Source organism: Devosia sp. Root436 (genome assembly GCF_001426345.1).
Taxonomy (GTDB): Bacteria; Pseudomonadota; Alphaproteobacteria; order Rhizobiales; family Devosiaceae; genus Devosia.
This window is the reverse complement of record NZ_LMEM01000013.1, coordinates 134022-147195: the sequence shown is the minus strand read 5'-3', so window position 1 is coordinate 147195 and position 13174 is coordinate 134022. Positions and strand designations below refer to the sequence as shown.

Here is a 13174-nt window from a genome sequence, read left to right as displayed (position 1 = left end):
GCGCCTCAGGAGAACAGGTCGAGCCGGTTGCGCACCTGGAACAGGCGGGCGGCACCGAGCGATACGGCAAGCAGCAGCACCACGCCCTGGAACAGGGGCTGCCACAGCGGATCGAAGTCGAATACGAAGAGCAGGTCGCCGATGGCGCGGAAGGCCAGGGCGCCGAAGATGGCGCCGATGGCGCTGCCGCGGCCGCCGAACAGCGACACCCCGCCCAGCACCACTGCGGCGATCGAGCTCAGCGTATAGGTATTGCCGTTGGCCAGCGACGCTTCGCCCGAATAGGTAAAGAAGGTCATGAACAACCCGCCCATGGCGGCGAACAGGCCCGAGAGCATATAGGCGGTGAACTTGGCCCGCATCACCGGCACGCCGGACATGTAGGCGGCCGGTTCGGACGAGCCCACGGCATAGACGGCGCGGCCGATCACCGAGCGGCGGAACGGCACCCAGACCACCAGCACCAGCACGACGAGAAAGAGCAGGCTGGCGGGAATTATGCCGAACACCTTGCCGGTCAGCGCATCGGCGAGGTCGGATGAAAATCCGGCGGCGCTCCCCGGATAGGGCCTTATCCACAGGGCGATGCCGAAGAACACGGCGCCGGTGGCGATGGTGATGACGATGGGCTGCAGCCGCCCATAGATGACGAGCAGGCCGTTGAGCGCGCCGCAGGCCAGCCCGGTCAGCAGCACGCCGCCCACGCCCAGCGCCACGCCTATCGGCGTTCCCACCAGCAGGTAGGAGGCCAGGCAGTTGGCGAGGATGAAGATCATGCCGACCGACAGGTCGATGCCGGCGGTCAGCACCACGAAGGTCTGCGCCACGGCGACCAGCGCCAGCAGCACGCCCTTGTTGGCCGCCGTCTGCACCACATTGGGCGTGAAGCCGGCCGGGTGGTTGGCGACATAGAGCGCGAACATGAGGACGAAGATGGCGAGCGCCAGCAGCATGCCGCGCTGCTCGGCGAAACGATAGCGCAGGCCGTTCATGCCACGGACTCCCGGTGATCGATATTGAGCGCCGAGGCGATCAGGGCGTGTTCGGTGATCTCGGCGCCGGCCAGTTCGCGCTTGACCGCCCCGTCATAGAGCACCAGCACCCGGTCGCAACAGCCGATCAATTCGTCATAATCGGTGGAATAGAGGATGATCGCGGCGCCCTCGGCCGCCAGTTGCCGCAGCAGGGCGTAGATTTCCTGCTTGGTGCCCACGTCGATGCCGCGCGTCGGATCGTTGAGCAGGATGATACGCGGCTCGACCATCAGCCACTTGGCGATCACCACCTTCTGCTGGTTGCCGCCCGAGAGGGCGCCGACCGGAATGGCGGGGTTGGCCGCCTTGATGGCCAGCAGCTTCATCATGCGGTCGATGGCGGCACTTTCGGCCTTGCGGTCGACGATGCCGCCCCGCGAAATCTGACGCATGGCCGCAAAGGAGAGATTGTCCCGCACCGACATGGGCAGCATCAGCCCCTCGGTCTTGCGGTCCTCGGGGATCAGCGCCATGCCGATATCGGCGGCCTTGGCTGCGCGCGGCCCGCTGATATTGCGTGGCTTGCCGTCGATCAGCACTTCGCCGCTCACCCCGCGCAACACGCCGAACAGCGCCAGCAGCAATTCGCGCTGCCCCTGCCCGTCGAGCCCGCCCAGGCCCACCACTTCGCCGGCCCGCGCCGTCAGCGATATGCCGTTGAGGCGCTGCATCCAGCTGAGATTGCGCGCCTCCAGCACCGGGGCCGCGACCCGGTCGACATTGTCCTGCTTGGGCGGGAATACGGAACTGTATTCGCGGCCGATCATCAGTTCGACCACTTCGTCGTCGCTCTTGCTGCCGGCGGGATAGGTGGCGATCTTGCGGCCGTTGCGGAACACCGTGCAGTCATCGGCCAGTTCGGCGATCTCATGCATGCGGTGGGAAATGTAGAGCAGCGCAATGCCTTCGCTACGCAGACGCTTGAGCACGCCGAACACGGTCTCGACGTCCGCCGCCGTCAGTGCCGAGGTGGCCTCGTCGAGGATCAGCACCCGCGGCTTGCGCGCCAGGGCCTTGGCAATCTCGACGATCTGCCGGCGCGACAGCGGCAGGTCCTTGACCAGTTCCATGGGGTGAATATCGCCACCCCCGGCACGCTCCAATGCCGCCATGGCAATGGCCTGCTGCGCCTTGCGGTCAATCATGCCGAAACGGGTCGGCGGATTGGAAATGACGATATTGTCGGCCACCGACAGGTCGGGGATCAGCGACAATTCCTGGAAGATGCAGACGATACCGGCTGCATTGGCGGCGGCGGGGTTGGCGAAGCTCACCTCCTGCCCGTCGAGCAGCATGCGCCCCTCGTCCGGCGCCACCACTCCGGACATGATCTTGATCAGCGTCGATTTGCCGGCGCCGTTTTCGCCGAGAATGGCGTGGACCCGCCCGGCCCGGACCACCAGGTCCGCATGATCGAGGGCGTGGACACCCCCATAGCGCTTGGAAATGGCTTCCATGCGGAAGATCGGAACTGCGTCGTCGTCCATGCGAGAATACCCCTGCCCGATGGGCCGCGGGAGATGCCCCCGCGGCTGTGTTCCCTCCGAAGCTACTGGTCGGCTTCCGTCTGGCCCATGATTTCCTGGGCGGTGAAGTTGATGCCGCAGGTGGGGAAGGCATTGCCGACGAAGAAGTTATCGGACTGGGCGGAGTAGAAATTCTCGCCGTCCTTGAAGTCGGGGTCTTCGACGATGGCCAGCGGCAGCTTCACCGACTGAGGCACGATCTTGCCCTGCAGGGCATCGATCGCCGTCTTGATGGCGACCGCCACCTGGGCCGGGCCGGTGCCCGCCGACGAGCATTTGAGCCCTTCGGCGGCATGGGCGGCACAGAACTTGCGGAAGCCGTTCTCCGTTTCGCCGCCGAACGGCACGAAGGGATGGCCGGCATCGATCATGGCCTGCACCACGCCGGTATCGCCACCCTGGGCGGTGATGCCGTCGAAATGGCCCTGCACGGCGATGGCGTCGGCCGTGGCCTTCTGGGCGGTGCCGTCATCCCATTTGCCCACGACCTCGAACACATCGAAAGGCTTGCCACTGGCCGTCAGCGTTTCGTGGATGCCGTTGTGGCGATCGGTATCGACCGAGGTGCCGGCGACACCGCGCACTTCGAGGATCTTGCCGCCATCGGGCAGGTGGTCCACCAGCCAGTTGCCCCAGAGTTCGCCAAGGCCCTTCTGGTCCACGTTGACGTTGATGGCGTCGGTGGTGTCGAGAATGTTGTCGAACGCCACCAGCACCACGCCGGCTTCCTTGGCGCGCTTGATCACCGGGGCGAAGGCCTGCGGGTTCTGCGCATTGACGACGATGGCGTCATAGCCGCTGTCGATGAAGTTGTTGATGGCCGAAATTTGCGCGGCAACGTCTTCGCCGGTCGAGACCACCTTGAACTCGGAGAGCAGCGCGGCGACATCGGGCTGGGCCGCATAGGCCTTGGCCGTCTGGATCATCTGGATGCGCCAGGTATTGGCGATATAGCCGTTGGCCAGGGCGACGCGATACGGCCCCTCCTTGGCCGGGAACTGGAAGAATTGGGTATCCTCCGACCAGGCCACATGGCATTCGGGATCGGTGGCGGGGCCGGCGACGATGGCAGGCTCAGCCATGACGACGGTGCTGAACGCCGTCGACAGGACCAGCGCGCCGGCAGTGCCGCCGGCAAGTTTGATCAGGCTAGACAATTTCATCGGTTTTCCTCCCAAGAATTCAGGCGTCGGGCGTGAAGCACGCATGCCGGGGCGGCCACTCCTCTGACCACCTTCCCTCCACCGGCAGCTTTGCCACCGGCTCACATCCTCGGGGCCGCAAGAAAGCATCAAATGTTAGCGCTGTCAAATACCTTGAACAAGGACGGAAATAGTGTCGAAGCACGATCAGAAACACAGGAAAATCTGAAACGATTGCATCATTTCAAGTAACTGGTAGCGCTGCCAAATTTTTTGACCGAATAGCCGGCCGGCAGTTGCGGCAGGTCCGCGAAAATCGGCATTGCGACACCGTTTGCGCTATCCATGAGAAGGCAACCGATGCCATTCGTCACCATTCGCATGGTCCGTCAGGCCGGATCGCGTGGTTTCATGCAAGTCCACTGCGGAAAGATCAGGGCATGGGCAGCGAGCCACGTGGAATGACCAGCGGCGTATGGGCGATTGGATCGTCGATGATGATGCAGGGCAGGCCGAACACGGCCTCGACCAGTTCGGCGGTCACGATCTCCCGCGGCGGGCCTTCAGCGATCACCGCGCCGTCGCGCATGGCGATGATGTGGGTGGCGTAGCGGCAGGCATGGTTCAGGTCATGCAGCACGGCGACAATAGTCTGGCCATCGCGCCGGTTGAGTTGACCCAGGAGGTCGAGCAGTTCGATTTGGTGGGTGATGTCGAGGAAGGTGGTCGGCTCGTCGAGCAGCAGCAGCGGCGTTTGCTGCGCCAGCACCATGGCCACCCAGACCCGCTGGCGCTGGCCGCCCGAGAGTTCATCCACCAGCCGATGGCTAAGGTCGGTGACCCTGGTGGCCTCCATGGCGGCGATCACCGCCGCCTCGTCCTCGCGCGACCACTGGCGCAGCAGCTTCTGGTGTGGATAGCGACCGCGGGCGATGAGATCGGCCACCGAAATGCCCTCGGGGGCAATCGAGGTTTGCGGCAAGAGGCCGAGCCGCCGTGCCACTTCCTTGGCGGGGAAGCTCGATATGGACTGGCCATCCAGCACGACGCTGCCGGTGGCCGGCTTGATCAATCGCGACAGGGTCCGCAGCAGGGTGGACTTGCCGCAAGCATTGGCGCCCACAATGACCGTGAAGGAGCGGTCGGGGATGGCTACCGACAGGTCTTTGGAAATGACACGATTGTCGTAGCCGATGGTGACGCCCTCGGCGAAGAGGCGCGGCCTGGCGCTGGCGAGAGCAGGGTCGTGTCGGTTCATGGCCTTGTCCCTCATTGCCGCCGCGCTTCGCGCAGCAGCAGCCAGACGAAATAAACGCCACCCAGGCTGACCGTGACGATGCCGACCGGAACCTGGGTGGGGGCGAAGGCGCGCTGCGCCACGTAGTCGGCGGCCACCAGCAGCAACGCGCCCATGGCCGCCGATGGCAGCATGGAAACGCCGGCCGAGCCGGTGAGGCGCCGTGCCAGTTGCGGCGCGGCAAGCGCAACGAAGCCGATGGGACCGGCGGTCGCAGTGACCGTCGCGGTCAGCGCCACGCCAAGTACCAGCAGTGCCAGCCGCGTGCGCTCGGCGCTGACGCCCAGCGCCCGCGCCGCGTCGTCGCCCAGTTCGAGTTGCGCCATGGGCCGGCTCATCAGCAGCGCCAGCGGGATCAGGATGCCCAGGATCAACATGGCCGGCCCCAACCGATCGAGCCCCAGCCCGTTCAGCGTGCCGGCGCCCCAGATGGCGGCGGCCATGGCCACTTCGAGCTTGGCGCGCAGCAGCATCCAGGTGTTGAGCGAGGTCAGCATGGCCGAGACGCCAATGCCAACAATGATCAGCCGGAAACCCTGCACGCCCCGGCTATAGGCGAGCGCGTAGACCAGCAATGCCGTGCAGAGCCCGCCTGCCAGCGCGCCGCCGGCTATGGCGTAATAGCCGCCCTGCATGAGGATGATGACGACCAGTGCCCCGGTATAGGCGCCGGCATCAAAGCCGATAATGTCCGGGCTGCCCAGCGGATTGCGGGTCAGCGACTGGAAGATGGCGCCCCCCATGCCCAGGGCGGCGCCGAGGATCAGTGCCAGCGCCGTACGCGGCAGGCGCCATTCCACCACCACCATGTGGACGCGGCCTTCGGCCTGCCCCAGCAGCGCCCGCACCACGTCGGGCAGCGGCACCTGGTATTCCCCGCTCGCCAGCGTCACCAGCGCCACCGCCAGGGCTATGCCCAGCAGTACAAGGCAGACACTGACGGTCTTGAGATCGAGCCGGTGCGACACGGCACCGCCGAACCAGCGCAAGGCCCGGATCGGTCGGCCGAAGTCGATGCCCTTGGCCTGCTCGATCGCGCTCATAGCCCACTCACCTTGCGGCGACGCGCCAACGCGATCAGCACCGGGGCCCCGATAAAGGCCGTGACGATGCCGACCTGCAATTCGCCCGGCCGCATCGCCACGCGGCCGACAATGTCGGCGGTCAGCAGCAGGATGGGCGCCAGCACCACGGTAAAAAGGAAAATCCAGCGCTGGTCGGGTCCAACGATCCAGCGTGCCACATGCGGCACCATCAGGCCGACAAAGCCGATAGGACCGGCGGCAGCCGTGGCGGCGCCGGCCAGCAGCGTCGTCGCCACCACCACCAAGGCCCGTGTGCGCAGCATGTTGGCGCCGAGCGCCGCTGCCAGATCGTCGCCCAGGGCCACCGCATTGAGCGGCCGCGCCACCAGCATGGCGATGACCAGCCCGATGATGATGAAGGGCAGCACCGCCCACAGCGTTTCATAGCCCGTCGCCACCAGCGAGCCAGCACCCCACTGGCGCATGCGATCGAACGTCGTCGGGTTGAGCAGGGTAATGCCCGAGGAAATACCACCCATCACCGCGCCGATGGCCACGCCGGCCAGCGTCAGCCGCACCGGTGTCGCCCCGGTGCGCCCGGCCGAGCCTACGGCATAGACCAATACAGTGGCGACGACGGCGCCGAGAAAAGCGAACCAGATATAGGATTGGATCGAGGTGAGGCCGAACAGGCCCACCGCCAGCACGACAAAGAAGGCTGCTCCGGCATTGACGCCGAGAATGCCCGGATCGGCCAGCGGATTGCGCGTCAACGCCTGGATCAGCGCACCGGCCATGCCGAGCGCCACGCCCACCGCCAGCCCCATCAGGATGCGCGGCACGCGCAAGGCCTGGATGATGGCGTGGTCATCGCTATCGTCGTAAGCGAACAGTGCATCGAGAACGGTGGAGATGGGAATATCCTTGGAGCCGACAGCGATGCTGGCCACCAGCACCGCAACCAACACGGCAAGCGCCACGGCCAGCCAGCCCAGCCGCGTCGCATTGGTCTGCGCAAGACCGGGACGCCTTGCATCCCGGCGCGCCATATCCTGGCTGGTAGCGGCGGTGACGCTCATCTAGGCCAGCTTGCCATAGACTTCATCCCCCAGGCGCAAGGCCTCCATGACGGTATAGACCGAGCCGTTGCCATTGCCGCTCTTGTGCAGCCAGGTCACGGTCGCGCCTGGATGGGCGGGCAATGCCTGTTCGTCCTCGGCGCGCGCCACCTCGATGAAGATGCGCGACTGCACCTGTTTCGGCGTTTGTTCCAGCAGCCGCGACAGAGCCGACTGCTGCGCCCATTCATTGGGGAAGAACAGACGCAGATATTCGTCACCAATGCCCGTGGTCTGGAACGCGCCCAGACCGGGCCCGCCAAGGGTCAACCGGATCATCCCCTGCGTCAGGTTCTGGCGCGACAGCACCGTGGCTTTGTGAAACATCTGCGTCACCGACTGTTTGGTCCAGGCAGGTGCTATATATTATGATATTCTTAGTCAATTTATTAAATTGACGCGGTGCGGCTTATCCGTTGCGAGGCACCGGCGCGCATTGGTGCCGCCGCCTGCTTTTCCGGCCGATGGGGAGACTTGAACCAGTAGAAGGGCCGCACGATCAGCTCACGGGCCGCAAGGATGGTCGAAAAGCCAATCAGCAGCCAATAGGCGGGCAGCAGGACCTGGATTGGCAGCAGGTCGCGCCGATCCAGGCGCAACAGACCAAGCACGGTCATGGCCAGGGCGCTGCCATAGCCCAATACGAGCACCGCGAGGTAAAATACAGTCCAGATGGCACCATCGCCGCTCGCAAGGCCGGTCCCCCAGCGGAACAGGAGCACCAGACCGAAACCACAATGCAGGATTGGTGCGGTGATCATGCCCAGCACCAGCGCCTCGAAGGCCAGCATGGCGGGCAAGCCCATCTCTTGGTGCAACCGACGAGGATCGCGATTGTGGACAATGAGGGTCTGCATCCAGCCCTTCATCCAGCGCGTGCGCTGGCCGATCCAGGGCATCAATCGGCGGGGAGCGGCCTCGCGCGTGGCGGAGGCCAGCACATCGACCCGCAGCCGCCGCCGGGCCAGCCTTACGCCGAGATCGGCATCCTCGGTGACATTGTAGGCGTCCCAACCACCCAGTTCGCGCAGCACCTGCAAACGGAAATGATTGGAGGTTCCGCCCAATGGCATGGGCAGATGCCAGCGGGCCAGCGCGGGCAGCAGCACCAGGAACAGCCCGGCATATTCGCCTGCAAACAATGCCGTCAGCCCATTGCGCCGGCCGTTGTCGATCACCAGCCGCGCCTGGAGGCAGGCGATGTCCGGGGCATCGCGAAAACGCAATGCCGCCTTCCAGAGTTGATCGGGATCCGGCACATCCTCGGCATCGAACACCACGACATGCTCACCCCGGCAGAGCGGCAGGGCGAAATCGAGCGCCTTGGGCTTGGTGCGCGGCAAAGCTTCAGGCACCGGCACCAGCGAAAAGCGCGGATCGCCAAGCTGCGCCCGCACGGCGGCGAGGGTGCGGACAGAACGCGCTTCGACCACGAATTTGATGTCGAGACGCTCGGCCGGATAGTCGAGCGCCCGCATGGCGGCAAAGAGTTGGGGCACCATATCGCTTTCGTCGCGCAGCGGGATCAGCACGGAATATCCGGGCAGTTGCTCGTCTGGCGGTCGTCGTGGCGTCGCCGCCGGAGGGACGGGGCTGAACAGGGCACCGAGCCGGATCATCGCCGGCACGACGAGCATGCCGAAAGCCACCGGAAGCAGCCAGAGCTGGGCAAAAAACGGGGCCACCAGCAGCAAGGAAACCAGCAAGGCCAGTACGCCGACGAAGCCGTGGCGGGTAAACCTGGTGAGTTCGAGATGGGCCGACGCATAGGGCCAACGGCGGGCCAGATTCTGCCGCGCTGCGGCGGTGAGGGCCGGCGCGGCGGCCGTGGCGAGATAATCGCGCAGTGCCGTCTCGGGCACCAGGCACAACAGATAGCGCAGGCGCGGCGTCGATATCAGCCGATGCTTGAGGCGGATGATCCCCAGGAGATCGGGGGCCACGAAGGCGATTTCACGATCCAGCAGTTGCACCCGGAACATGCGCACATCGGCCAGGGCCTCCAGCCGGGTCGGTTCGAGCCGCCCGCGCAGTCCCCGCGGCACCCGATGGTAGGACGCGTATCCGGCCCAGGCTGCTGCTCGCTGCATGACCAGTGCCGCATCCAGGCCGAGTGTGGTCGCGCAATAGCGCAGGACATCGACCTCGCGCTCCAGTGCCGTTTCCAGAACCCGCAGAGCGGCGGCGTCGTCGCTGCCATTCGACAGGATGGCCTTGATCAGTTCCAGCGCGTCAGACATGCCGGGCGCCCGGCTCAGTGCCGGATGATTGCCGGGGGTTGCGGGGAGCGCCGCGTGAGGCCACGCAAGGCAAGCATCGGCGCCGGCTGCCGGGTAACGCGACGGACATTGTCGAGCGCCTGCTCGCTCACTTCTATCCATGCGGCGATCGTGGGCTTGCCGTCGATCATGGCCGGCGCCCCCAGCGGGGTGATGTGCCAACCCACGCTCACGCCATGCTCGAGCATGTAGATGGTCGAGACAAAGGTGATGAAGGAATAGCCCTCGAACAGGGCATATTCCATCATCGCGCAGAAAAGGGCTGCAGACTCCGGTGCACGGCGCCTACCCTCACGTCGATCGGATCGCACGTAGAAGCGCGTCCAATCGGCCCCAAGTGAGGGTGAAGCGGGGAATTCTCCTTGCACGAGGTCGGAAAAGACTGTCTGCAGCAAGTTCGGCTTGTCGAGCGGCGTGAAGCGGGATCCACCGACCAGCTCGCCATCGTCGAGCAGCAGCAGGTGGGTTGAGTCGGCCGTATCGAAAGCGTCGATATCACGCTCGTCCGGGCGGCGGATCGCCTCCCAGCCCTGCATGTCGACGAAAATCTTGTGTCTCAGGCGATAGTTGCGCTCCAGCAAGTCAATAGAATAGCGGTCCGCCGGTTCGCGGACTATATGCACCCTCATCGCTCTGCCCCCAAGCACGAGATGTTACGCACCAGTTGGCACGCGCTTCAGGCCTGGCGATATTGGTAGAAATCCCAATGAAACGGCCGTCAGGGCCGAGTCCGGTCGCTCTCAGAGCGCGATCAGCTTGTGGCGGATCGCTTCGACCACGGTATGCACCCGGTTATTAGTGCCCAGCCGCTTCTGCGCATTCTCGCAATGCTGGTTCACCGTGCGCTGGGAGAGGCCGGTGATGGCGGCTATTTCCGAAGCGGTCTTGCCGGCGGCGACCCATTTGAGCACCTCGCCTTCGCGGCTGGTAATGGCGCGGCGCGGCGCCAGGTCGGTGCGGCGGGTGTTGAGAAAACGCAACTGGCCGTGAGCGTAAAGCGCCAGCATATGCAGTTCGAGCCGGCTCTTGTCATCGAGTTCGCTGGTATCGCCGACCAGCGAAACCACGCCCTGCATGCCGCCTTCCATATGGATGGGAACACAGAAGCCTTCATCCATGCCGAAATCGCGCGCCTCATCCATGACCCGGCGGGCCGGCAGGTCGGCCTCGCGATCGAAGGGGGCGTCGGACCAGTCGAACGGCAGGGTGGTGGAAAAGCAATTGCGCGCCACGGGATCGAGGTGGACATAGCCGAGGCTGGTATAGCGCTCGTACCACTCATCGTTCCAGCCGGAGAGCAACACGAAGGGGCGCACATCGACGCCGCGATCCGGCAGGCCCGAAATGATGAACCGCTCGAACCCGTAATCCTCGATTGCGTCATACATGATTTCGAGGATGCCAGCACTGTCGGTCTGCTGCTGAAGCGCCTCGATAGTCGACATCAGGTCTGCGTTCACCGGTTGCCCCTCCGCCCGGATACTTATGTTCAGATACTGATCATATTCGGCAGGCTTGGCAAGCAGACCAGAAACGGTGGCCGAAGCCGTGGTTTCTGTGTCGGTTCTTGATCCCTGTCAGTTCTCGGCGTCGAAGTGATGCGGATTGAAGCGATAGGCGGTCGAGCAGAATTCGCACACCACTTCTATCTCCCCGTCCACCGCCATCTCCTCGCGGTCCTCGGCGGTGAAGCTGGTGGCCAGCATGTCCTCGATGCGGTCAGCCGAGCAGGTGCAGCGCTCGACCATCGGCAGCGGCGCAAACACCCGCACGCCCGTCTCGTGATACAGCCGGAACAGCAGGCGTTCCGAGCTCAGGTCCGGATCGGCCAGTTCCAGGTCGTCGAGCGTCGCCAGGTGAATTTTAGCCTCGTTCCAGCCGTCGGACTCGACAAAATCGGGGTCGGCGGTTTCCGGATTGTCGAAGTTGCCGTCGCCCGGCAGGTCCGCCATATGGGACATGCCGTGCTCGGGCAGATGCTGGATCAGCACGCCGCCGGCGCGCCAGTGCGGGCGGTGGTCACCTTTCCTCGTGAATTCGGCCACGGCCAGGCGCACCTGGGTCGGGATCTGCTCGGATTGCATGAAATAGGTATGGGCCACTTCTTCCAGCGAATTGCCGTCGAGCGCGACGATGCCCTGATAGCGTTCGGTATGCGGACCCTGGTCAAAGGTCATGGCCAGGTGCCCCTTGCCGAGCAATTCGCTCGGCCAGGTACGCCCCTCTTCGGCGGCTTTGACCAGCGCGTCCCGATCGAAGCGGGCATAACCGCGCAAGCCGTCCGGCGCGTCGAAATCAACCACGATCAGGTTCACCGGGCCATCGGTCTGGGTCTGCATGATGAAGCGGCCCTCGAATTTGAGCGAGGAGCCGATCAGCGCGGCCAGAACCACGGCCTCGCCCAGCAGGCGGGCGACGGGCGCGGGATAGTTGTGGCGGCTGAGAATGGTGTCGAGCGCAGGGCCCAGCCGCACGCTGCGGCCGCGCGTGTCCAACTGGTCGAGCGTAAACGGCACCACGGTATCGTCACCGCTTTCCGGCCGGTCGAGCCCGAGGGCACTCATCAGGTTCTCGCTCATGGCAGTCGTATCCGTGGTCATTCACTTGGCTTTCTTGAGGCTAGACCCTCAAGGCGAAACGTTCCACCGACACATGCCACAAATCACCGCGTCATTCCCGCGAAAGCGGGAATCTCCCTTGCCGAACAGGGGGATTCCCGCTCGCGGGAATGACGCGGTGGTGTGTCAACCGTCAGCAGCGCCTGCTGCGCTAGTTCGTCTCGACCCCAAAGGCCCAGCACAGGATGGCTTTCTGCGCGTGGAGGCGGTTTTCGGCCTCGTCCCACACAACCGATTGCGGACCGTCGATTACCTCGTCGGTCACTTCGTCGCCGCGATGGGCGGGCAGGTCATGCATGAACAGGGCGTTCTTGTCCGCCAAGGCCATCAAATTGGTGTTGACCTGATAGGGTTTCAAGACCCGCCGGCGCTCGGCAATGTCCACGTCGCCCATCGATACCCAGGTGTCGGTGATAACGAGGTCGGCGCCTTCGACGGCCTCGCGCGGGTCCTCGATCAGCTTGACGAAGTCGCCGGCCCGCTTGATGTCGTCCATCAGATCCTTTTCGGGGCTGTATTCTTCCGGCGTGGCGATGGTCAGGTGGCATTCGAACAGCTCGGCCGCATTCACCCAGGAATGCAGCACGTTGTTACTGTCGCCGACCCAGGCCACCTTGGCGCCCTTGATGTTGCCGCGATGCTCTTCGAAGGTCATCAGGTCGGCCATGATCTGGCAGGGATGGGCCCGCCGGGTCAGGCCATTGATCACGGGAACCGTCGCCGCCTCGGCCAGCTCGAGCAGGTCGGCGTGGCTGAGGATGCGGATCATGATCGCATCGACATAGCGGCTCAGCACGCGAGCGGTGTCACCCAGCGTTTCTTCGCGGCTGAGCTGCATCTCCTGGCCGGATAGCATGATGGTCTCGCCGCCGAGCTGGCGCATGCCGACATCGAAGCTGACACGGGTGCGGGTCGACTGGCGCTCGAAGATCATCGCCAGGACCTTGTCCTTGAGCGGCTGAGGCCGGTCGCCGTCCTTTAGGCGTGCCTTGAGCGAGCCGGCTGTATCGAGCATGCCGCGCAGTTCGGGATAGGTGAAATCGTCGATGGAAAGAAAATGCCGTGGGGTGCCGGTCGAGGTCATGGGCCGGGTTCCTTTTGTGACGCTATTGAAAAGTGAGCCGCTTGGTCAGCG

General features: G+C 64.6%; 12 protein-coding genes. All 12 read right to left on the bottom strand.

Annotated elements, in window-relative coordinates; all coding sequences use genetic code 11:
- Positions 1-5: 5 nt before the first annotated feature.
- Positions 6-992, bottom strand: coding sequence for an ABC transporter permease (locus ASD04_RS15390; RefSeq protein WP_056258837.1), 987 nt, complete (start codon positions 990-992; stop codon positions 6-8).
- The gene (locus tag ASD04_RS15385; RefSeq protein ID WP_056258834.1) at positions 989-2521 is read right to left on the bottom strand and encodes a sugar ABC transporter ATP-binding protein; all 1533 of its coding nucleotides are present in this window, start codon (positions 2519-2521) and stop codon (positions 989-991) included. Before ASD04_RS15385 ends, ASD04_RS15390 begins: the two co-directional genes overlap by 4 nt.
- 62 nt (positions 2522-2583) lie before the next feature.
- On the bottom strand, positions 2584-3642 hold the full coding sequence (locus ASD04_RS15380) for a sugar ABC transporter substrate-binding protein (protein ID WP_244488342.1): 1059 nt from the start codon (positions 3640-3642) through the stop codon (positions 2584-2586).
- Positions 3643-4135: 493 nt separating this feature from the next.
- Complete coding sequence (locus ASD04_RS15375) at positions 4136-4960, bottom strand: ABC transporter ATP-binding protein (protein WP_056258828.1); 825 nt, start codon at positions 4958-4960, stop codon at positions 4136-4138.
- An 11-nt stretch (positions 4961-4971) separates the two neighbouring features.
- Positions 4972-6042: an iron chelate uptake ABC transporter family permease subunit gene (locus tag ASD04_RS15370; protein WP_056258825.1), complete on the bottom strand. Its 1071-nt coding sequence runs from the start codon at positions 6040-6042 to the stop codon at positions 4972-4974.
- Positions 6039-7103, bottom strand: coding sequence for an iron chelate uptake ABC transporter family permease subunit (locus tag ASD04_RS15365; RefSeq protein ID WP_056258822.1), 1065 nt, complete (start codon positions 7101-7103; stop codon positions 6039-6041). Before ASD04_RS15365 ends, ASD04_RS15370 begins: the two co-directional genes overlap by 4 nt.
- A complete protein-coding gene (locus tag ASD04_RS15360) occupies positions 7104-7469 on the bottom strand; it encodes an SIP domain-containing protein (protein WP_056258819.1) in 366 nt (121 codons plus the stop codon).
- A 62-nt stretch (positions 7470-7531) separates the two neighbouring features.
- The gene (locus ASD04_RS15355; protein WP_056258816.1) at positions 7532-9382 is read right to left on the bottom strand and encodes a glycosyltransferase family 2 protein; all 1851 of its coding nucleotides are present in this window, start codon (positions 9380-9382) and stop codon (positions 7532-7534) included.
- Positions 9383-9396: 14 nt separating this feature from the next.
- On the bottom strand, positions 9397-10050 hold the full coding sequence (locus tag ASD04_RS15350) for an acyl-homoserine-lactone synthase (RefSeq protein ID WP_056258813.1): 654 nt from the start codon (positions 10048-10050) through the stop codon (positions 9397-9399).
- Between the two features lie 111 nt (positions 10051-10161).
- Positions 10162-10881 (bottom strand): autoinducer binding domain-containing protein, encoded by a 720-nt coding sequence (locus ASD04_RS15345; protein WP_156461273.1) that lies wholly within the window; start codon positions 10879-10881, stop codon positions 10162-10164.
- Positions 10882-10998: 117 nt separating this feature from the next.
- Positions 10999-12000 carry an Hsp33 family molecular chaperone gene (locus ASD04_RS15340; protein ID WP_156461292.1) on the bottom strand — a complete coding sequence of 334 codons (1002 nt, stop codon included), beginning with the start codon at positions 11998-12000 and terminating at the stop codon, positions 10999-11001.
- A gap of 190 nt (positions 12001-12190) precedes the next feature.
- A complete protein-coding gene (gene argF, locus ASD04_RS15335) occupies positions 12191-13123 on the bottom strand; it encodes an ornithine carbamoyltransferase (protein WP_056258807.1) in 933 nt (310 codons plus the stop codon).
- Positions 13124-13174: the final 51 nt, after the last annotated feature.

Coding starts and splice junctions, on each gene's coding strand:
- ASD04_RS15390 (WP_056258837.1), bottom strand. CDS start 992: ATGAACGGCCTGCGCTATCGTTTCGCCGAGCAGCGCGGCATGCTGCTG.
- ASD04_RS15385 (WP_056258834.1), bottom strand. CDS start 2,521: ATGGACGACGACGCAGTTCCGATCTTCCGCATGGAAGCCATTTCCAAG.
- ASD04_RS15380 (WP_244488342.1), bottom strand. CDS start 3,642: ATGGCTGAGCCTGCCATCGTCGCCGGCCCCGCCACCGATCCCGAATGC.
- ASD04_RS15375 (WP_056258828.1), bottom strand. CDS start 4,960: ATGAACCGACACGACCCTGCTCTCGCCAGCGCCAGGCCGCGCCTCTTC.
- ASD04_RS15370 (WP_056258825.1), bottom strand. CDS start 6,042: ATGAGCGCGATCGAGCAGGCCAAGGGCATCGACTTCGGCCGACCGATC.
- ASD04_RS15365 (WP_056258822.1), bottom strand. CDS start 7,103: ATGAGCGTCACCGCCGCTACCAGCCAGGATATGGCGCGCCGGGATGCA.
- ASD04_RS15360 (WP_056258819.1), bottom strand. CDS start 7,469: ATGTTTCACAAAGCCACGGTGCTGTCGCGCCAGAACCTGACGCAGGGG.
- ASD04_RS15355 (WP_056258816.1), bottom strand. CDS start 9,382: ATGTCTGACGCGCTGGAACTGATCAAGGCCATCCTGTCGAATGGCAGC.
- ASD04_RS15350 (WP_056258813.1), bottom strand. CDS start 10,050: ATGAGGGTGCATATAGTCCGCGAACCGGCGGACCGCTATTCTATTGAC.
- ASD04_RS15340 (WP_156461292.1), bottom strand. CDS start 12,000: ATGAGCGAGAACCTGATGAGTGCCCTCGGGCTCGACCGGCCGGAAAGC.
- argF (WP_056258807.1), bottom strand. CDS start 13,123: ATGACCTCGACCGGCACCCCACGGCATTTTCTTTCCATCGACGATTTC.